General features: G+C 66.2%; 15 protein-coding genes. 2 read left to right on the top strand and 13 right to left on the bottom strand.

The window, feature by feature from the left end:
- Positions 1 to 21 precede the first annotated feature (21 nt).
- From fadD32 to glf, 12 genes are all read right to left on the bottom strand, one after another.
- Positions 22 to 1,917 carry a long-chain-fatty-acid--AMP ligase FadD32 gene (fadD32, locus tag GFS60_RS02200; protein WP_159918807.1) on the bottom strand — a complete coding sequence of 632 codons (1,896 nt, stop codon included), beginning with the start codon at positions 1,915 to 1,917 and terminating at the stop codon, positions 22 to 24.
- A gap of 187 nt (positions 1,918 to 2,104) precedes the next feature.
- Positions 2,105 to 3,094, bottom strand: coding sequence for an LLM class F420-dependent oxidoreductase (locus tag GFS60_RS02195; protein WP_109326047.1), 990 nt, complete (start codon positions 3,092 to 3,094; stop codon positions 2,105 to 2,107).
- A 193-nt stretch (positions 3,095 to 3,287) separates the two neighbouring features.
- Positions 3,288 to 4,268 (bottom strand): cutinase family protein, encoded by a 981-nt coding sequence (locus GFS60_RS02190; protein WP_159918806.1) that lies wholly within the window; start codon positions 4,266 to 4,268, stop codon positions 3,288 to 3,290.
- Between the two features lie 6 nt (positions 4,269 to 4,274).
- Positions 4,275 to 4,841, bottom strand: coding sequence for a DUF732 domain-containing protein (locus GFS60_RS02185; RefSeq protein ID WP_159918805.1), 567 nt, complete (start codon positions 4,839 to 4,841; stop codon positions 4,275 to 4,277).
- A gap of 107 nt (positions 4,842 to 4,948) precedes the next feature.
- The gene (locus GFS60_RS02180) at positions 4,949 to 6,838 is read right to left on the bottom strand and encodes an alpha/beta hydrolase-fold protein (RefSeq protein WP_159918804.1); all 1,890 of its coding nucleotides are present in this window, start codon (positions 6,836 to 6,838) and stop codon (positions 4,949 to 4,951) included.
- Positions 6,839 to 6,981: 143 nt separating this feature from the next.
- The gene (locus GFS60_RS02175; RefSeq protein ID WP_159918803.1) at positions 6,982 to 7,977 is read right to left on the bottom strand and encodes an alpha/beta hydrolase; all 996 of its coding nucleotides are present in this window, start codon (positions 7,975 to 7,977) and stop codon (positions 6,982 to 6,984) included.
- 278 nt (positions 7,978 to 8,255) lie between these two features.
- On the bottom strand, positions 8,256 to 9,266 hold the full coding sequence (locus tag GFS60_RS02170) for an alpha/beta hydrolase (protein WP_159918802.1): 1,011 nt from the start codon (positions 9,264 to 9,266) through the stop codon (positions 8,256 to 8,258).
- A 335-nt stretch (positions 9,267 to 9,601) separates the two neighbouring features.
- The gene (zomB, locus tag GFS60_RS02165; RefSeq protein ID WP_159918801.1) at positions 9,602 to 11,518 is read right to left on the bottom strand and encodes a flagellar motor control protein ZomB; all 1,917 of its coding nucleotides are present in this window, start codon (positions 11,516 to 11,518) and stop codon (positions 9,602 to 9,604) included.
- Position 11,519: 1 nt separating this feature from the next.
- Positions 11,520 to 12,425: a decaprenyl-phosphate phosphoribosyltransferase gene (locus tag GFS60_RS02160; protein ID WP_109326037.1), complete on the bottom strand. Its 906-nt coding sequence runs from the start codon at positions 12,423 to 12,425 to the stop codon at positions 11,520 to 11,522.
- Positions 12,422 to 12,940, bottom strand: a complete 519-nt coding sequence (locus GFS60_RS02155) for a phosphatase PAP2 family protein (protein ID WP_109326028.1) — start codon at positions 12,938 to 12,940, stop codon at positions 12,422 to 12,424. Before GFS60_RS02155 ends, GFS60_RS02160 begins: the two co-directional genes overlap by 4 nt.
- Complete coding sequence (locus GFS60_RS02150) at positions 12,921 to 14,837, bottom strand: glycosyltransferase (protein ID WP_159918800.1); 1,917 nt, start codon at positions 14,835 to 14,837, stop codon at positions 12,921 to 12,923. The genes GFS60_RS02155 and GFS60_RS02150 overlap by 20 nt, the downstream gene beginning before the upstream one ends.
- Positions 14,834 to 16,081, bottom strand: coding sequence for a UDP-galactopyranose mutase (gene glf / locus GFS60_RS02145; protein WP_374432658.1), 1,248 nt, complete (start codon positions 16,079 to 16,081; stop codon positions 14,834 to 14,836). Before glf ends, GFS60_RS02150 begins: the two co-directional genes overlap by 4 nt.
- Positions 16,082 to 16,228: 147 nt before the next feature.
- Between glf and GFS60_RS02140 the strand changes: the two genes are divergently transcribed.
- Entirely contained in the window at positions 16,229 to 17,338 is a 1,110-nt protein-coding gene (locus GFS60_RS02140) for a glycosyltransferase (RefSeq protein ID WP_159918799.1), read from the top strand.
- Here GFS60_RS02140 and GFS60_RS02135 read toward each other — a convergent pair.
- Positions 17,335 to 18,897 carry a SpoIID/LytB domain-containing protein gene (locus GFS60_RS02135; protein WP_159918798.1) on the bottom strand — a complete coding sequence of 521 codons (1,563 nt, stop codon included), beginning with the start codon at positions 18,895 to 18,897 and terminating at the stop codon, positions 17,335 to 17,337. The two genes, GFS60_RS02140 and GFS60_RS02135, sit on opposite strands and share 4 nt — an antisense overlap.
- A 237-nt stretch (positions 18,898 to 19,134) precedes the next feature.
- Here GFS60_RS02135 and GFS60_RS02130 point away from each other — a divergent pair, with 237 nt between their 5' ends.
- Positions 19,135 to 21,273, top strand: coding sequence for an N-acetylmuramoyl-L-alanine amidase (locus tag GFS60_RS02130; RefSeq protein WP_159918797.1), 2,139 nt, complete (start codon positions 19,135 to 19,137; stop codon positions 21,271 to 21,273).
- Positions 21,274 to 21,296 lie beyond the last annotated feature (23 nt).

The raw sequence follows: 21,296 nt of genomic DNA, 5'->3' as shown, positions 1-21,296 counted from the left end.
AGCTACCCGTCAGAAAGTGGACTAGTCGGAAACGCTATCGGGGAACGCCGTCTGCGTGTATCCGCCACGCAGGGTCCCTTCGATGTAGCTCGCCTTGCACGCGCGGCGGGCGATCTTGCCGCTCGACGTGCGCGGAATCGATCCCGCCGGCACCAACAGAATGTCCCGCGCGGTCACACCGTGCCTGCTCGAGATGGCTGCCCGCACCGTGTCGGAGATGGGCTGCGGATCGGCCTTGCCGGCGCCGGGAGCGCGCTCGGCGACGATGACGAGCTGCTCCGAGGAATCGTCGGGATCGAACGACAGGCCCGACTGTGTGTTTTCGAACACGACCGACGGCAACTGGTTCGCCGGGACGGCGAACGCGGCCACGAAACCCGGCCGCAGGGCGTTACTCGCCTCCTGCGCGGAGAACTCGAGATCCTGCGGGTAGTGGTTGCGGCCGTCGACGATCACGAGGTCCTTCACGCGGCCCGTGATGAACAGCTCACCGTCGATGTAGACGCCGAAGTCCCCGGTCCGCATCCAATTGGCATCCTCGGATGTGCCCTCGGCGTGGCTGCCCTCGACGAGCCGGTTGATCAGCTTGTTGTGGAATGTTTCGGCGGTCTCGTCGGTGCGACCCCAGTAGCCGGTGCCGATGTTCTCACCGTGCAGCCAGATCTCCCCGACCCGGTCGTCGGGCTGCTCGATGCCCGTCTCCGGATCGACGATCGCCGCCCACTGGCTGCGCGCCACGTATCCGCACGACACCTGCGGGATCGCGTTCTCGGCGTCCTGATCGACCTTGACGACGCGTCCCGCATTGAGTTCGTTGCGGTCGACGTAGATGACCCGGGCCTCGTCCGAATGCCGGGTCGCCGACACGAACAAGGTGGCCTCGGCCATGCCGTACGACGGCTTGATCGCCGTCTTGGGCAGACCGTAGGGCGCGAACGCCTCGTTGAACTTGCGCATCGACGACGTCGTCACCGGCTCGCTGCCGTTGATGAGGCCGATCACGTTGCTCAGGTCGAGGCTCTCGCCGTTCTTCGGCAGACCGCGGGCGGCCGCGTGCTCGAAGGCGAAGTTGGGGGCAGCGGCGAAGGTGCCCGCGCCGTCCGAAACCGCGGCAAGCTCCTTGATCCAGCGGTACGGACGCTGCACGAAGGCACGCGGACTCATGATGGTGATGTACTTGCCGCCCAGCGCAGGCAGGATGACCGTCAGCAGGCCCATGTCGTGGAACAGGGGCAGCCACGTGACGCCGCGCGAGTTCTCGTTGAGCTCGATGGAGTCGACCATCTGCAGGGCATTGGTGCCCACCGCACGGTGGGTGATCTCGACACCGGCGGGAACACGCGTGGACCCGGACGTGTACTGCAGGTAGGCGATGTCGTCGAGGTCGATCTCGGGGCGAACCCAGCTGTCGCCGACGCTGTCGGGAATGGCGTCGACCGCGATGATGCGAGGGCGTTCGGCTGCGGGAAGTGACCGGAAGAACTGGCGAACACCCGCGGCGGAGGAGGTGGCCGTGAGGATCGCGGAGGGCTTGCAGTCACCGAGGACGGCGTGGAGGCGGTCGGTGTGACCGGGCTCGTCGGGATCGAACAGCGGCACCGCAATGGTGCCGGCGTGGATTGCGGCGAAGAACGAGATGACGTAGTCGAGACCCTGCGGCGCGAGGACGGCGACACGGTCGCCCGGCTTGGTGACCTGCTGGAGGCGGGCGGCGACAGCACGCAGGCGATGACCGAACTGTTCCCAGGTCAGCTCGTGGGCTTCGCCGTCACGGTCCCGCGAATAGTCGATGTAGCGGTACGCCAACTCGTCCGAGTTCTCTCGCGTGTGACGCTGGACATAGTCGACCAACGTACTGTCCGAGTCGAGCCGGATATGGCCCTTCTCGTCGATAAAATCATCGAACTTCGCGTTCATTCCATCTCCTCCGAAGCGATCACACAGGCACGCCACCGGCATGCCTGCGCCCCAGACTTCCTTCGCCGAATCGGATCTTGTACAACTCGTGGGGAATCACGCGAAACGCGACTCACCCGAATAAGTGCATCGATTCCAAACCATCGATATGTTACAGATTGGCATCGCCGCCCTCGCTACGCTGCGTCTACTCGCCCTTCAGTTGCGAGATGATCGGCGCGAACGCATCCATCTGTGTGGGGAACACGCCGACGTAGGACATTGTCGTCTTCTCGCGCACCATCCGGATCTGATCGGCGATCTCGTCGAAACTGCCGATTGCCAGGTAGGGCGAGTTGAGGATGTCCTCGACCGAGAGCTTGGCGTCCACCTCGATGTTGGGTGGGAAGCCCTGATCGAGCGCCGAGAGTGCCATCTCGGCCGTCTGCTCCCGGTCGTCGGTGATGACGATGGTCGTGATCGTCCAGTTCAGCTCGATGTCGTCGAATCGCTCTCCGGCCGCTTCGCGGATCCGCTCGACCCGTTCCATCGTCTTCTCGAGCGTGACCCCCGACAGCAGCAACTTGCCTTCCTTGCTGGTGGGGGTGGCGACGGAGATGATGTCCGCGTACTTGGCGGCAAGAGCCAGCATCTTGGGGCCGCCACCGCCGACGGCGATCGGCGGGCGCGGGCCCTGGCGGGGCCGTGGACTGCCGGTCAGGCCCTTGATCTGGTAGTACTTGCCGTCGAAGTTGCATTCCTGGCCGCGCAGCAGCGTGTCGAGAATCTGCAGCGACTCCTCGAGCTTCGCGATGCGCACGCCGGGTCGCTCGTAGTCGATGCCACCCTTGTCGAACTCTTCTTTCATCCACCCGGCGCCGATACCGAGTTCGAGGCGTCCACCCGACAACACGTCGATGGTGGCCGCATCCTTGGCGAGGATCGCCGGGTGCCGGAAGCCGTTGGCGAGCACCGCGGTGCCCAAACGGATCTTGTCGGTAGCAATGGCCAGCGCACCGAGCGCGGCGATCGGCCCCACCTGATTGCCGAGGTGATCAGGGATCATGAAGCTGTCGAACCCGAGTTCTTCGGCTTTCTGGGCCAGTTTGACGAACCGGCGCGCGCCGCCCTCGTCTGCGTTGCCCTCGCCGCCGGCCGCGAATCGGAACTTACGGGGCGGGCTGGCCTCGGAACTCATGTATCGCTTCTCCTGTGGTGAAACGCCCGCGCAACAGGACGTGAACATCGGTGGGATGGGCACGGGTGGTGCCGCAACAGTGCAGCACTCTACCGGTGCCGAGAAACGCACACTACCGGCGAGTACGAGGCGTGCGTCTCTGTTTGGGACGATTTCCGGATCAGGGACCCCGGCATACCCACCAGTCACAAACTCAACTGTGCGGCGGTGTCGGCGCCGCGGCGATCTTCTCCGCTGCCCATCGCGCCATCCACTGGGTGGCCGTGGTGCCGTTTCCGTCCACGACGTACGAGTTGTACAGCGCGTGGACGGGGTTGTTGTTGTACTCGAGCAGGCGCAGCGCGCTGCCGATCCAATTGCCCGGCGCCAAAGCCCGGGCGGGCGCGTCGCAGATGCCGTCCGACGGTGCGCAGATCTCGACCGTGCGGTCGGCAAGTTCCCCGAACCCACCGGGACGCGGACCGGTCATCGTGATGCCCGGAATCTGCAACCCGGCGAGCGACAACTCGGCGCCGACACCGACGACCGGAGCACCGATATTCGTGGCGGCCGAGGGGTCGCGGCGGCCGTCGGCGATGAGGCCGACACCGAGAACGAGGTCTTCCGGGACCGGACCGTCACCGGCGCCGATGCTCGACGCGATGTCGCCTGCGATCACCGCACCCTGCGAGAAACCGGTCAGCAGGAAGCTCGTCAGCGGGCATTCGGCGTGGCGACGGATGAGAATGTCGTTGGCGGCTGCCATCCCTGCGGCCCGGCTGTTGTTGTACGACTGCTGGCCGTCCGGCGGGAACGCGACCGGATTGGAGAACTGGGCGACGTACGGAACCGTGTAGACGTCGGCCCGCGACGGCGGAAACTGTTGCTGCAACGGCCGGGACACGTTGAGCATCAGCGACGCCGGGTTCGCGGACGGGTTGTACGGATCATCGGTGGGGCTGGACTCCCACGTTCCCGGGACGACGACGACCTGGACGTCAGGGCAGCTCGCGGATTGCGAATCGGGCCGATCGGGACCGGGCGGGCTCGGGATGGGTTCGGGGAGCCGCCCCGCAAGGAGATACCAGAGTGCGATCAATGCCAGCAGAACCACCAGCAGGAAGGCCGCCAGCAGTACGAGCTTGCGCAGGAGGCTGCTCTTCTTCTTCCGCGTTCCGCGCCCGGTCCCCGTCATCGGCGTTTACTTGCAGTAGGTGGCGTGCGCGACGTCCACGTAGGTCTGCGCGTCGGCTATCGCCTGCTCCTGGCTGAGCTCCTTGCCCGCCGCAGCAGCCTCGGAGCCCACCATCGCCGTGACGAACACCATCGTGTCGGCGTCGCTCTGGCCTTCTGCCTTCGACTGGCAGATGAAGTCGGCGGTGCTCACGGCCATGGTGCCGTCGGCCGCCGGCTCGATGCCCTTGTCCTTCAGCGCGGCGAGGAACCGCTGACCGTCCGCGCTGACAGGAACCTCACTGGGCCCGGGGAAGTCACCGGGAACTTCTTCGGGCTGCTCCGGCGGCGCGGTCGCCGCCTGGCCGGGGCTCGTCACCGGCGCCGACGAGGTGGCACTTCCACTGGGAGCAGGCGCCGAACTCTCGGTAGCACTGGACGTGGCCGCTGCCGTGGTGGTGGTCGCGGACGGAGTGGACGTCGCCGTGGAGTCGTCGCTGCCGCATCCGACGAGCAATCCGCTTGCTGCAACTGCAATCGCGCCGGTCGCCAGTGCTCGTGCGAAGGTGGTGCTGATACGTGAATGCTGCGGCATCTATTTCCGTCCTAGTTTTCCAAGTTGTTGTCTCTCGACAGGGTACAGACGCAGATCGGGCGGGAACCCGGTCCGCTGGACCGGTCCCGCCCGCTGCACTACGCACATCAGTGCACTTCGGCCTTACCGTCGATCAGGGTGATGTAGCCGGTCTGGAAGTTCTGCTGCACACCGCCGGGGATGACGAATTTGTCACTGATCGGGAAGCCGATCCGGCCGGCTTCGTAGCCGACGCTCTTCCAGGCGTCGAAGATCGGGCCGTTCTCGATAGCCCAGGCGCCGGACAACGGGCTCCAGTAGATGTTGCCGCCCTCGAACTCGTTGAACCGGCCGCCGTCCTTGACGGCGATCTCGCTCGTCTTCGGGAACCCGAGCCATCCGCCTTCATACCCGAGCTCGGCGTACTTGCCCATGATCATCCCCTGCACGCGGTGCGTGCCGTGGACGGGGCTGTAGTACATGGCGCCGATCTCGAAGCCCTGCACGACACCGTCCTTGCCGGGGGTGGGCACCTCGTCGGCCACCGGGTAACCGAGCGGCCCGCCCTCCCAGCCCTGGCGTGCCCACTCCGCGAGAATGGCCCCGCGGATGGCATGCGCACCGGTTTGCGGTGTCCAGTAGATGGACCCGTGCTCGAAGTGATTGAAACGACCGCGACCGTCCGGTGTGCCCAGCTCGGGTGTGGTCGGGTAGCCGAGTGGCCCTGCCGGACCGCCCGCCGCCTGGTAGGCGCCGCCGATGACCCCGGCAACCGGATGCGTGCCCGTGTCGGACTTGGCGAAGATCCTGCCGAAGCGGAAGTCCTGCACCGTGCCGCCCGCGAGGCTGTACTCCGGTGTGAGGCAGTCCCCGATCCACGGGCTGGCCGCCGCGACCCCGGCAATGGAGCCACCCGTGCCACACACCGGCTTGTCTGCCTCGATGCCCACGGCGGCGGCGAGCTGCGGCCACAGCTGGTGCAGCTCGAACTGCCAGTACGGCCACGAGTGCGTCCCGGACGGGCGGTAATTGACCTGCGCGGGAATGCCCAGCTTGTTGAGCTTGGTGGCGAACGTCTGCGAGGTGAGACGCGAAAGAATTTCCAGACCCATGCCCGCGTAATTAGTACTCACGCCCGGAATGCCCGACGGCTGGTCGTACGGGCCGGTGGTTCCGCTGCCGCTGGAGATGTACAGGCTGACACCCTTGAGCTTGTCGGCCAGGAGGTACGGGTCGTGCTCTTCCCACGCCGAGCTGGTCGGAGGTCCCCACATGGCGTTCGCGTCGAACCCGCCGGCATCACTCATGGCGTACGCGACGGCCTGCGGCATTCCGAGCGCCGTGGTGGTCAGCATGCCCGACAGCGACGCGGCGAAGTCGAAGAATCCCTGGTTTCGAGCGGCGAGGAACATTGCCGACGTCCCGCCCATGGACAACCCGACCACTCCACGCGTCTGGGTGGTGCGCCAGTCGCTCTGGAGGATCGGCGGCAGTTCCTTGGTGAGGAACGTCTCCCACTGGTAATTCTGGCCGTTGTCCTGCGCCACCCAGTCGGAGTAGAAGCTGGACTGACCGCCCACGGGAAGGACGACGTTGATGTTCTTGTCCGCGAAGAACGATTCGGCGTCCGTTTCGAGTGTCCAGCCGTTCTCGTTGTCCTGCGCCCGCAGGCCGTCGAGCATCCAGACCGACGGGAACTTCTCGGTCGGCTTGGAATTCCAATCGCGGGCGAGCAGCAACTGGACCTGAATCGGCACACCCATGGACGGAGAGTTGACCCACAGCGCGACCCGGCGGTCGGACAGCCAGTCGACGTGATGAATGGTTGCGCCACTCGGCGCCTGCGTAGCCACCGGAGCCGCATGCACGGCAACCGGCGCAGCGGACGCGGTGGCGGTCGAGGTGAACCCGACCGCCACCGGCACCACGAGCACAGCGGCGAGCGAGGTGAGGACCCTTCTGCGGACCACTCCGGCCGACACACGCTGACGTTCTGCCCTGAGCAGGCCTACTCGCATGGCGTTCACTCTCTCTCTGCGCGTCGAGGCCACAACACGGAACACTGCCTCACGTTCCGGTTCTTTCTACACGCAATCAACTGACGAGTGGGGGCGCCGCGCTGTTACCGCTGGTGCAATTGTTACTTCCGAGCTATTTCCGGCTAGCCGATGGTGTTGCTGAGATCCGGTGCCAGATCATGGATCTGCTGCTGCCAGTACCGCCAGCTGTGGATGCCGCGGGGCGGGAAGCTGTAGGTGACGTTCTTGGCGCCGATGGTCGCCATCCGCACCTGGAAGGCACGGGTGTTGGCCAGCGACAACGCCTCGAGGCTCGCGCCGGTAGTGGCGTTGAACACGTCCATGACCCCGGTGGGGGCGGCGCCGCCGGGGGCGGGGATGCCGTTCGCGGCGGAAACCCAGACGCGGGTGCCGTTGTCGCGGAGCTTGTTGGCGAAGACGAACGGGTCGTTACGCAGCCACGCCGGGTTCCACGGCGGGCCCCACATCGCGTCGACGTTGAACCGGCCGGCGTCGAGCATCGCGACCCGGATGGCTTCACGCATGCCGGGAGCGGAGATGTTCAGGTACCCGGATAGCGAACCGGCGTAGTTGAACTGGTCCGGGTGGTACGCGGCGAGGGTCAGAGCGGCGCTGCCACCCATCGACAAGCCGATGACACCGTTGCGGGTGGACTGGAACCCGAGGCGGTCCGCGAGCGCGTTGCGGAGTTCCTGCGTGAGGAAGGTCTCCCACTTGTAGGTGGTCTTCTGACCGTTGAAGGTCGAGTTCGACAACCAGTCGGAGTAGAAGCTGGACTGGCCGCCGACCGGCTGCACGACGTTGATGTTCTGCGCGGCGAGGAACGGCCCGGCGTCGGTGTTGATTTCCCAGCCGCTGAGGTCGTCCTGGGCGCGGAGGCCGTCGAGCAGGTACACCACGCGGCTGGTGTTGCCGTCAGCTGCACGCCAGATGCGGCTCTTGACCGGGCCCATGCTCGAGTCGACCCAGAAGTCCTGGGCTGCAGGGTCGAAGGCCGCGGATGCGGTCGCGCCGCCGCCCACCATGGTCACGCCCAGCGGCAGTGCTACTGCCAGAGCAATCGCGGCGGCGGTGCGTCTGGCCCACCCGCTCGTTCTCGTCGAACCCCCAACTCGCATGAAATCGTCTTCCCTTCGGTTGATCCCTCGCGCGCCGCGGACGCGGCAACCACTCGAACTCTCGTGAAAATCTCACGTACAGACGCCACCCGCGCAGCGATCGCTGCGCGGGTGGCGTCTCGACGGGATCACCTTACTGACAAAACATGTCGTTGCGCACTCCCGGGTACGCGAATTCCGACCGTTCCCCCGGTTCGGGACTACTTCTGACAGACCCGGTCCGAACGACGAGTGCCGTCCCACCCGGAAGGTGGGACGGCATCGATGTCGAGCTCAGATCACCAGGCGCCGAGCGTGTCCAGGATCTGTCCGCGGGCCTTCCACAGCTCCGAGCTCCAGTACGGCCACGAGTGTGTGCCGTTGGCGGGGAAGCTGAAGTGGGCGGGAACACCGAGGGTGGCCAGGCGAACCTGGAAGGCGCGGGTGTTGGCCAGCGCGAGCGCCTCGAGTCCCATGCCGTTGGCGGTGTTGTAGTAGTCGATCGGTGCACGCGGGTGGTCGAACTCACCGGGCAGACCGCTGGCGGCCGAGATGTACATCGACAGACCCTGCAGACGCGGAGCGAACACGAACGGGTCGTTGCGCAGCCACGCCGGGTTCCACGGCGGGCCCCACATCGCGTCGACGTTGAACCGGCCGGCGTCGAGCATCGCGACCCGGATGGCTTCACGCATGCCGGGAGCGGAGATGTTCAGGTACCCGGAGAGCGAACCGGCGAACTTGAATTGGTCGCGGTGGTACGCGGCGAGCGTCAGAGCGGCACTGCCACCCATCGACAGGCCGAGAACCGCGTTGTTGGTGCGGGAGACACCGTAGTTCGCGAGGAAGTTGGGAAGCTCCTGAGTCAGGAAGGTCTCCCACTTGTACGTGACGGGCTGGCCGTTGAAGTTGCTGGGCGCGTACCAGTCGGAGTAGAAGCTCGACTCGCCGCCGACCGGCATGACCAGGGTGACGTTGTCGTTGCGGTACTGGTCCAGCGCGTTGGTCTCGAAGCTCCACGCGTTGCGGTCGTTGCGGGCACGCAGTCCGTCGAGCAGGTAGAGCGCGGCGCTACCACCACGAGCCGCCCACTGCACCTGGACCTTGATGTTCCCCATCGAAGAAGGAACCCACAGCTCCTCGTACCCACCCGACGGTGCGGTGTGGACGGGGGCGGCGTGAGCGGGTGCTGCCACGGCGACGGCTCCACCAGCGACTCCTGCGGCCACAGGCAGTACCAGTGCGGCGGCACCTACTGCCATCGCACGCTGCTTGAGGCGCTGAGACAACCTCGTTCTGGCAAAACGCATGGATACTGCTCTCTCTCTTCGTCTGCGGACTCCGCCAAGGGGCGGTTCCGGCGGATTCCGTCGGGGAACAGGCGACCTGCCGGCCCGGATCGACTCCGGATCGGCAGCGGACCTCTTCCAAGTCACACTGCGCTCGGTGGACTGTATGTCACACAAAGTTCCCTGACAAACGCTCGCGGAGCATTTGCCGGGGCACTTTCTAGACCACCGTCACCGATGACTCATCATCGACGTACATCGTGACCGAAGCGCCCGGCGTTACACAAACGAGATGTGACGTTCTTGCATCGAGATCTGCAGGTCGGCTACCGGAGACCGCGCCTGCCCGATTCGGCCTATTTCACCGGTTCCGGAAAAGGTGGCTCGAGATTGCACCGCTGAATTTCGTACGCAGGCACACGCTCGAAACGGTAACTCGCGAAATCCAACGCATCCTTGAAATTCTGCTTGAAACGCGGCCAGGTCAGTTCGGACCTATACGAGGTCAACAGTTCCTGTGTCTCGGGGCAGGACAGCGCCACGCGCGCTTCTGTCACCCATTCCTCGTCGAGGAATCCGGGCATCCACGGGTGCTTGTCGATCATTCCCGTGTCGACCACCACCCAGTCGGGATAGAGGTTCTTGTCGTGTCCGATGCGGCCGTCATCCAGACGCTCGGTGTGGGCCGCGAGCGGATACGCGAGGCCCATCTGGTCGAGAACCTTCACATCGAGCCCGACGTTCATGCTCGTCATGCCGAGGTTGAGGAAATAGACCGTGTGGCCTGCACCGTCCTCCGGGATCGGAAGGGGCGGAGGAACGACGAACCAGTACGTGTAGTCGGGCGCCGCGATGAGCAGGCCACCGTCCGGGGTGTCCGCAATGGTTTCCGCCATGGCCCGCATCCGGGGGTAATCCAGATAATCGTCGGCACGAATGGGATGGGCGTGACCGGTATTGAGCACGTAGAACGCGCGCTCGTCGACAATTCCGGATCGCCCGACGACGGCGCCTTCCGGCATTCCGGTGGTATTGGACGCGAAGAATGCCCACACCACCGTGCCCACCCACAGGAATGCCATCGCGAAGAACAGTGAGGTTGCGCGATTTCTCCCCCACGACACCTTCTCGGGAATTCGCACCGGAATAACGGCGACGGGGACGAGGAAACAGAACAGCACGGGAAGGAGAACGCGCCCGTGCATGAAGTCGCCGCCGACACGCAGCGAATAGAGACCCAGAATGAATCCACTGCCGAGAATGAATGCAACCACCGCATTCTGCGTCCGGAGCCGGGCGCGTAGGCGTCGGACACGGCTGCCGGAAGTGTGAGCAACACCATCGCCGAGAGACTTGCTGCGACCCCGCCAGGCGAGCATCGCGCCGACGAGAAGGAACAGCAGCGGGAGCCACAGAAGGTACGGGCCGACAAGATTCCACAGATACGCGAACCCCTGCGACCACTTGGCGCCACCGGCGTCCTTCGACACCGCGGTGTTGGGATACGGGAGCGCGTAGTAGCCCATCCGCCAGATCTGGTACCCGACCGGCACGATGCCGGCCACGAACACCATGACGGTGCGCGCCACCCAGGTCAGTCCGGGTGCGAGGAAGATCATGGCCAGCGCCAGGCCGCCCAGAATAGCCAGTTCGGGTCGCACCAGCGGGCCCATTCCCGCGATGAACGCGAGGATCAGCACAGATCCGGTGGAGGGTGCAGCAGCCTGACTCCAGCGGATCAGCAGCAGCCACAGCAGCGCGATCCAGAAGATGACCAGGCAACTTTCGAGGCCGGACGTGGCGAAGTCGCGGGCAGGCGGAACCGCGATGTAGACCAGCACACCGGCAGGCAGGAGGAACAGCGTCCCGCCCGAGCCGAACGATCCACCGCGGTAGAGCCGGGCCGTGCCCAGCATGGCGAGCACAATGGCTGCCGTGGACAGAACCAGGGCAATCGTGAGAACCACGTACTCGAGCCGGCTCTGGGTGAGCCAGCCGAAAGCGTAGACGATGTAGGTCCAGGCGGTACTGGTGTTCGCCTCGACGCGCTCGCCTGCGTTGAAGACGGGACCGTTGCCCGCGAGCAGGTTGCGCACGGTGCGCAGGACGATCAAACCGTCGTCGGCGATCCACCGACGCTCCCAGGCTCCCCAGAACATCAGGAGAGCCGAGATGGCCACACCCCCGAGGAAGACCACCCTCGAGAGGATGGCCTTCCGGTGGCGTTCGGTCTGCTCCGCGGCGGCATCCGAGTGTTCGGTGCCTCCTACCACGTCAGACGAGGTAGACAGCGACACCCACCACTCCGATCCAGGCGATGGCGAGGAGTTGGAGCACGCGGTCGCCCAGAGCGATCTCCTCGGGCTCTCCTGCCTCGCCACCGTCGACGTCGACCGCGTAGCGGAGGATCGCGATGGTGAACGGCACCATGGAGATGGCGTACCAGTTCGTGTTCTTCAGGTCGTCCTGCTGGAAGGCCCACAGTCCGTAGCAGAGCACCACGGCCGTGGCGCTGAGGGTCCAGACGAAGCGCAGGTAGGTAGTGGTGTAGTTCTCGAGCGACTTGCGGATCTTCGCCCCGGTGTTCTCTGCGAGCTGCAGTTCCGCATACCGCTTACCGGCGGCCATGAACAACGATCCGAACGCCATGACCAGCAGGAACCACTGCGACAACGCGATCTCGGCGGCTACACCGCCGGCGATGGCGCGCAGCAAAAAGCCGGACGAGACGATGCAGATGTCCAGTACGGCCTGATGTTTGAGCCCGAAGCAGTACGCCAGCTGGATACCGATGTACACGGCCATCACGACGGCGAGCTGCCAGTTGGCCAGGAACGACAGGGCGATGGCACCGACCAGGAGGACGACCGCCATGGCAAACGCCAGGTTGACCGGGAGGACGCCGGCCGCGATGGGCCGGAATCGCTTGGTGGGGTGTGCACGGTCCGCTTCGACATCCATTGCGTCGTTGACGAGGTAGATGCCGGATGCTGCCATGCAGAACACCACGAATGCGAGCGCGACCGGCAGCAGGACGTCGGGCTCCGTGGCCGTTCCTGCCGCGATGGGAGCTGCCAGCACCAGGACGTTCTTCACCCACTGGCGGGGGCGAACTGCCCGGACGATGCCTGTGGCCAGGGATGTCGGGGGTCCGGTGACGACTGCCGGTTCCTCGCTCATTTTTCTCCAAACTTCTGCTCGGCCTTGAGTACCGCAGCCGCAGACGCGGCCCCCAGGGCAGATCCGGCGAGCACATCGGTCGGGTAATGCACTCCCAGAACGAGCCGGGAGAGCAGCATCGGCGGTACCAACAACGCAGGCAAGGGTAGCCCGGTGAGTCGGCCGAGCAGCACAGCAGCCGCCGTCGTGGACGTGGCGTGCGAGGACGGGAAGCTCAGTTTGCTCGGTGTCGACACGTTGACCTGGATGGACGGGTCGACCGGCCGAGGCCGGCGGACCACGCGCTTGATCGCGATCGACGCCGCGTGGGCACCCACCGCGCCGACAGCGACTCCCGCCCATTGACGCCGGCGGGGCTTGTCGAGCGCGGCACCGATCCCGGCGACGGCCACCCAGCCGAAGGCGTGCTCACCGAAGTGAGACATCCCACGGGCGGTGGCGACGACCCCCGGCTTGCCCGCGATCGTCGACTGCACGGACCGCAGAATCTTCACCTCACGAGATGCCGAAGACACGTTCCCACCTCTCCTTGCTGGTCAGGGCAGGAACAGCGTCCTGGTACTCACGTTTGAGATCGGGGAACCGCTGAGCCAGTTCACGGCGCAGCCGCAGGGCTTCCTTCAGCAGCGCGAGGGCCTGCTTGGGGTTGCGCTTGCGGTAGACGACTCCCCTGCCGTCGGCGGTGGTGACCGTGACGCCGTCCACCTGCGAGAGGAGGAACCAGCGTGCGTCCAGCGTCGGGACATTGAGCTGCGGCCGCTCGTGGTGTTCCGTGTGCGCGGGCTTGACGTTGTGAACCAGGCCCTTGCCGAGGCGCACGATCTTCGCCAGCGGGTTGGTGGGCAGACCGACGGCGCCGACCTCGGCCCCGGAGGGCAGCGGCAGGCTGGTCGAGGACGGCAAGACAACGGCGTCCGGGAATTCCTTACGCATCGCATGGACGTTGCCCAGCGCGGTGGGCAACAGTTCGAAGATGTGCTCGGGTCCCTGGAGGAAGTCGGCGATGGCCTGGTTCTGAATGGCCACGGTCGAGTATTCGAGGCACAGCAGGTGCTTGATGGTGGCCTTCACGCTGTTGACCACGAGGCCGCGGACGCTGCCCGGCATGTGCAGGGCAGCGACGACGAGCCGGTTCCGCAGGTGGAAGTACGCCTGCCAGTCGATGGCGTCGTCCTTGTCACTCCACGCCATGTGCCAGATGGCGGCACCGGGCATGGTGATGGTGGGGTAACCCGCCGCGCGGGCACGCAGCCCGTACTCGGCGTCGTCCCACTTGATGAAGAGCGGGAGCGGCTGACCGAGTTCCTCGGCCGCCTGGCGGGGGATCATGCACATCCACCAGCCGTTGAAGTCGACGTCGATGCGGCGGTGCAGCTTCTTCGAGTTCTCGCGGTCGCTGAGCGGGTACTTGGAGAAGTCGTGGTCGTATTCGACGTTGGGCGCGGCGGTCCACATGAAAATGCTGCGATCGACCACTTCGCCCATCGTGTGCAGGTGGCTACGCTCCTGAAGGTTGAGCATCTGGCCACCCACCAGCATGGGGGACTTGGCGAACCGGGACATCGCGAGCGCACGCAGAATCGAATCGGGCTCGATCTCGATGTCGTCGTCCATGAAGAGGATGTGCTGGCAGTCGGTGGTCTTCAGGGCCTCGTACATGATGCGGCTGTAGCCGCCCGAGCCACCCAGATTGGCCTGGTCGTGAATGACGAGGCGATCACCGAGAGCGGCGGCGGCCTCTTCGTACCCGGGCTCGTCCACGACCTTGCGCGTGCCCTGATCCGGGACGATGACGGCCTTGACCACATCGAGCACCAGCTCGTCGGACGCGAGCGCTTCCAACGCCTTCACACAGTCGGTGGGCCGGTTGAACGTGGGGATGCCCACGGCCACGGTGCCCTCGCCCGGCGCATCGATCGGCGCGAACCAGCCGGCGCTCTCGAGGACGACCTCGGTGTCGGAGGTGATGTCGAACCAGATCCAGCCGCCGTCCTCGAAAGGCGCCAACTCGATCTCGAACTCCATCGCGGCGTCGCCGTCGAGAAACTCGCGTCCCTCGACGTGGATGCGGGACGAGTCGGCCTTCGAGCGGTACACGTCGACGCGGCCGTGGCCGGACAGATCCAGCCGCAGCACCACCGACTTCAGAATGGTCCAGCGACGCCAGTAGCTCGCCGGGAAGGCATTGAAATAGGTGCAGAACGAGGCCTCGGACTCCGCAGCGACCGACAGCGACGTCCGCGACAGCGGGTGGGCGCGACGACTGTTGGTCTTCGCCTCCTCCACGTAGAGGGTGCGCACGTCGAGGGGCTCCCCCGGCCGGGGCACGAGAATGCGCTGCAGCAACGACTTGCCCAGCAACGACGGGTCCTCGGTCCCCTTCTCGGCCTCGAGCAGGTGGCGGGCGCTCATTCGGAGTCCCCCACGAGTTCCGCACCGGATTCGAAATGCGGTCGAAGGGAGTTGTCGAACATCGACAGCGCACTCGCGATCGCCATGTGCATGTCCAGGTACTGGTAGGTGCCGAGGCGTCCGCCGAACAACACCTTCTTCTCGGCCATCTCCGCCTTGGCCCGGTCCCGGTATGCAGCGAGTTTCTCGCGGTCCTCGCGGGTGTTGATCGGGTAGTACGGCTCGTCCGCGCTCTCGGCGAAGCGCGAGTACTCGCGCATGATCACCGTCTTGTCTTTCGGGTAGTCCCGCTCCGGGTGGAAGTGGCGGAACTCGTGGATGCGGGTGAAGGGCACGTCGGCGTCGTTGTAGTTCATCACCGGTGTTCCCTGGAAGTCGCCGGTCTCGAGGACCTCGGTCTCGAAGTCGAGCGTGCGCCAGCCCAGCTCCCCCTCCGAGTAGTCGAAGTACCGGTCGAGGGGGCCCGTGTAGACGACGGGGGCGTCCGGGTTCGCGGCCCGCAGCTCGTCACGGACGTCGAAGTAGTCCGTTTCCAACCGGACCTCGATCTTCGGATCCTTCGCCATGTTCTCGAGCCACGCCGTGTAACCGTCGACGGGCAGGCCCTCGTACGTGTCGTTGAAGTAGCGGTTGTCGAACGTGTACCGCACGGGCAGTCGAGTGATGTTGCCCGCAGGCAGGTTCTTGGGGTCCGTCTGCCACTGCTTGGCGGTGTAGTCCCGGACGAAGGCCTCGTACAGCGGGCGTCCGATCAGGGAGATCGCCTTTTCCTCGAGGTTGGACGCTTCCGCAGGGTCGATCTCGCTGGACTGCTCGGCGATCAGCTTCCGCGCCTCCTCAGGGGTGAAGAAGCGGCCGAAGAACTGCGACACCAGGCCGAGGCCCATCGGGAACTGGTACGCCTGGCCCTTGTGCAGGGCGAACACCCGGTGCTGGTAGTTGGTGAATTCGGTGAACTGGGTGACGTAGTCCCACACGCGCTTGTTCGAGGTGTGGAACAGGTGTGCGCCGTACTTGTGGATCTCGATGCCGGTCTCCGGCTCGGCCTCCGAGTAGGCGTTTCCGCCCAGGTGGTGGCGGCGGTCGAGCACCAGCACACGCTTGCCCAGCTGTGTTGCTGCACGCTCGGCGATGGTCAGTCCGAAGAATCCGGAGCCGACGACGATGAGGTCGTATCCGGCCGCGCTGTCGCGCTCCGTCTCGGCCTTCGCGGGGGCAGTGGTCTCTGGGTTTGCAGCGGTCACGGTGAACCAGGGTAAGCGACTCGGCCCCCCGTGCGCGGCCACGGGGTGCACGGACACCCTCGCCATGCACGAGGAGTTCTCCCGGTATTCACCGCTTCTGCGAACCTCGTTGTTCCCGCCGTCGCGCCGATCCAGCTCAATGATCGGGTGCGCATCGTCCAGCTGGCCAACTTCTACGGACCGCGGTCGGGCGGGCTCCGCACTGCCCTGCACAACTGGGGGCGTGGCTACGCCGAGCGCGGCCACGAAGTGATCCTTGTCGTCCCAGGTCAGCGGGACAGTGAGGAGGTTCTGCCGGGTGGGGTTCTGCGGATCACCCGGGCGGCACCGGTGATCCCGGCGACGGGCGGCTATCGCATCGTCAATCCGCGGCGCGTGGCCGACGTCGTGCGAGGACTGCGACCCGACGTCCTCGAGGTGTCCGATCGGCTGACGTTGCGTGGTTTCGGCGGCTGGGCCCGCGACCGCGGCATTCGCAGTGTCGTCGTTTCACACGAGCGTCTCGACCGACTTCTCGGCCAGTTCGCACCGCGTCGTCTCGCCACCGGGTGGGCCGACGCCGCGAACCGCCGCATGGCGCGCAACTACGACGCCGTCGTCTGCACGACGGACTTCGCGAGCGAGGAGTTCCTCCGGATCGGGGCACCCAACCTGCACCGGGTGCCGCTGGGGGTGGATCTGGCGATGTTCCATCCCGGCAAACATGATCAGGGCATGCGCGACTCCTACGCCGGGCCGGCGCAGCGCTTCCTCCTGCACTGTGGCCGCCTGTCCGTGGAGAAGCAGGTGGAGCGGAGCATCGAGGCGGTCCGCTTACTTCGGCGCGAGGGGCACGACACCCGCCTCGTCATCGCCGGTGACGGACCCCGGCGCGAAGCACTGAAGTCCCGGGCACGCGGACTCCCGGTCCACTTCACCGGGTTCATCAGCGACAAGTCGCGGCTCGCCGCCCTGTTCGCCTCGGCCGACGTGTCGCTGGCACCCGGCCCGCACGAAACGTTCTGCCTGTCGGCGCTGGAGTCGCTGGCAGCGGGCACCCCGGTAGTTGCGTCACAGTCCTCGGCGCTGGCCGAGATCATCACACCGGGGTGCGGCGCCCTGGCGAGCAACCGCGGCTCGGCCTTCGCGGAGGCGGTCAGCAGCGTCCTCGAGATTCCCGCGAATACTCGGCGGGCGTCCGCCAGGCGCCGGGCCGAGGATTTCGGCTGGGCCGAGTCCGTCGACGGAATGCTCGCGGTGCTCGGGGACGACCGCTAGCTGCCGCCGGTCGGGATCCAGTCCCGGAGCACACTCGCGTCGATCACCTGCGCACCCAACTTCTCCGTCCAGATGATGGTTCCGTTCTGATACATCCGGAATTTGCCCGCCTCGGACGGCAGCATCATCTCCGGGCCGACCGGTGCACCGAGCGTGCTGTTCACTCCGCCCAGTTCCTTGTACTTCTCGGCGATCGGCGATCCCGGGGTGGTGCCGACGGTGTCGTCGTCCGCGAGACTCGGGTCGGGTTCGCCCGGCACCGGCGGCACTCCCGGTATCCCGACCCCCTCGCCGACCGTGAACCAGTCGGACTTCAGTTTCAGCTTGGCCCGCGCCTGCGCCCCCGTCACCTCCGTGGTACCGGCAGAACCGACTACCTTCACGCCGGTGACCCGACCCCCGTCGACGCCGAAGTTGTTGCGTGTCACCACTTCGAAGGTGTGGAGTTCGCCCACACCGAACGCGGTCGCGATATCGCCGGCCGTCAGCGTGACCGTCCAATCGTGGTGCGGCGACGCGGTGTCGCCCTGGTCCTCGACCGCCGGGAACTCGCCACCGGCCGTGAATCCGCCTGTCGACGAGGAAAATTCGGCGGCAACGGCCTTGTTGTCCCTGACGAGGATCATGCCCTGAGTCGAACGCACGGCATCCGTGGTGCGGGGATCCTCCACCGCGGAGCCGCCATAGACCTGGCAACTCTGGGTGTCGCAGGTCCGCGCGTAGGCCTCACGACTCTCGGCGGCAGCGTACGAGCGTGCGGCAACCGCCTGTGCCCGAAGGGCTTCCGCACCGCCGGTATCGGCCCACTCGGCCTTCGCCTCGACGGGCACGACCCCGAGCAGGTAGTCCTCCATGCCGAGGACGTTGACCGTGCGCACGGCTGCGCCGTCCAGCGCGACACCGAGCGCACCGCGGTACGGCGTGTCGCCGGCACAGAAGGTGAGGTGCTCGTTCGGCGGGCGGTCGGGCCCGAGATCGACCGGGTCCACCCACGGGTGGTCCGTGACGTCTTGCCACAACACCTCCCCGGCGCAGCCCCGGGTCACGACGACGTTGGCGCCACCGCCCGCCGTCGGCGTGAGATGCACGGCTTCACCCGGCCCGACGGGCTTACCCGCCACGACCGCACCGACGGCGGAATACACGTCGAGTGCCTGATCGTCGCGGCCCTGGAGTCGCACGCTGATCTGGGCGTCGGCGAGCGTGCCGAGGGTGGTTCCGCCGTAGTAGTGGGCGAGGATGCGCTCGGCTGCCCATCCCTGGTCCTTCGCGTATCCGTAGGCGCCCCACTGGCCCATCCCGCGACCGTGCCCGTTGCCGTGGCCGGAGAACGTGAACGGAGTGTCCGAGGCGACCGACTCCCGGATCTCCGGCTCGCCCGAGCGCAGATGGACCGCCATTCCCGCAGCGCCCACCACGAGGAGAGGAGCGATACCGAGCGCCGACACGCGCGCCACCGAAGACGTCCATCCGCGCCGAACGGGACGTCCCGCGATGTACCGCCTTTTCCGTGTCCAGGCAGTTCTCCCTGCGCGGATCCCGAATTCGGTCTTGGACATCAATGCACTCCTCATCGCTGAAACAACGAGCTCCGAAGCGCGGTGAGTGCCTTGCTCCGGCGGGTCCGAAGAATTCGGGATAAAGTCTCAATGTAAGGTTGAGCGTTATGGACCTGTGTGACTAGTGTGGCAAGAGTGATTCGAGTTGGCAACATCAGTCACACAGGTCACATCGGCATCACAAGTTGCAGATGAGCGAGGCCTGCTCGCAGGAAACTACAACTGAGGAGAGTCCCCTTGCCGCACCGCCGACCGAAGCCCTCGATCGTCCTCGGGGCTGTCGCTGCTCTGGCTGTCGCAAGTCCCGTTGCGGTCTACGGCATCAGCAGCGCCCCCTCCGACGTCCGCTCCACCAACGAGACCTCTGCCTCCGCGGTGTCCACGGAGATCGCCCAGGTAGTGCTCTCCCAGATTCCCGACATCGTGATTCCGCTGAAGGAACTCACGGGGCTGAACCTGCCCGACGTCAATATCGGCGATCTGCGCAACGTGAAGATCCCGCCGTACATCCAGATTCCGAGCAATCTCCCCCTGCCGGCCGGAATTCAGATCCCGAACCTGCAGATCCCCCTGAAGCTTCCCGCTCCCGGTGATGTCTCCGACCCGGCAATCCTGCCGCCTGCCGACCAGCAGCCGGGAGCCATCGTCAAGGAAATCACCCGGGACACCCCGTTCAGCATGGTGGCGCTCACCTCCGAGACCGTGGCGTCCGCGGAGTCGAAGGTCCGCGCCCTGCGAGCCGACGGAACCTGGGGCGACTGGTTCTCCCCCGACATGATCGACACGCGGCGCACCGACAGCACGGCATCGAACGGCACGGTGGCCACCGAACCGGTGTACGTCGGGTTGACGAAGGCCATCCAGATCCTGACGCCCACGTCTGCGCCGGCATCCGCCGCCGAGCCGGTGCCCGCTCCGGTCGCGCCGCAGCCTGCACCTGCACCTCCGGCTGCAGCGGCGCCCGCGGGTGCTGCGCCGCTGGGGTACACACCCGCTTCCGTCGACAGGCCGCTGCGCCAGCAGCCGGCCCAGACCGGTGCCGACGACGTCACCGCCGTGCTCATCGAGCCGGGCAGCGGACCGGGCGACGGAGCCCTGAGTGACATCGCGGCACCGATCGGCGGTTCCGGACCCAAGGTGATCACCCGCTCCCAGTGGGGCGCCGACGAGTCGATCCGCTGCGACGAACCGACGTACGACGACTTCATCGGTGGTGCGACGGTGCACCACACCGCCGGCGCCAACGACTACTCCAAGGCCGAGTCGGCCGAAATCGTCCGGGCGATCTACGCGTATCACGCGCAGACGCTGGGCTGGTGCGATGTCGGCTACAACGTGCTGGTCGACAAGTACGGGCAAATCTTCGAAGGTCGCGCCGGTGGCCTGGACCGTCCGGTTCAGGGCGCGCACGCGGGCGGGTTCAACGAGAACACCATGGGCATCGCGATGATGGGTGACTTCTCGTCCGAGGATCCGCCGCAGGCGACGATCGACTCCGTCGGCAAGTTCCTCGGATGGAAGCTCGCCAAGGCGGGACTCGATCCGCTCGGCCAGACCACGATGTACTCGGAAGGCACCGAGTTCACACCGTATGCACAGGGTGAGGCCGTCGACCTGCCGGTGATCTTCGCGCACCGCGACGTCGGCAACACCTCCTGCCCCGGTGATGCCGGGTACTCGCACATGGACGAGATTCGTCAGATCGCGGCCGCGAATACCGGTAGCGGCGGCGACAGCGCATCACTCGCCTCGGGACCTCCCCCGGGCGAGACCCCGCCCGCGTCCGCGCCGGGAACCGATGCAAGCGCGAGCCTCGGGGCAGGCATTCCGGCCCTGGTCAACGAAATTCTCCGGCTGACGGACCCCTCCCCCGTCGCACAGAAGTGGGTGGCCGAAGGCGGTGACACCGGCCCCCTCGGGCAGGCCGTCACCGGACTGCTGCAGGCGAAGGCAGGCAACCAGGGTGCGAAGTTCACCAACGGAGCCATCTACACGTCACCCAACGGGGGTGTGTGGTCGGTTCTCGGACAGATCTTCAAGACCTGGCAGAACCTGGGCGCCGACAACGGCGAGCTGGGATTGCCGACCTCCGACGAATACCCGATCCCGGGTGGGCTGCGCACCGATTTCGAGAACGGCTCGCTCATCTTCAACGAGCTCACCGGCATCGTCACCAAGGTGTTGAAGACCTACAACGACGCCTACGCGGAGGCGTACCGCGACGGCGCCCGGGTCGACGCCGCGGCTCCCGCCGCACCGCCCGCCGATCCGGCACAGCTACCCCCGGCACCTGCTCCGGCCGCACCTGCACCTGCACCTGTCGAGCCTGCGCCGGCCGCTCCGGCTCCGGCTCCGGCACCAGCTCCGGTGGGCTGACGGAACTGCATCACCCTCTCGAG

This window comes from Rhodococcus sp. WAY2, assembly GCF_009859915.1.
GTDB lineage: Bacteria > Actinomycetota > Actinomycetes > Mycobacteriales > Mycobacteriaceae > Rhodococcus_F > Rhodococcus_F oxybenzonivorans.
This window is presented reverse-complemented; position numbering and strand designations above follow the sequence as displayed.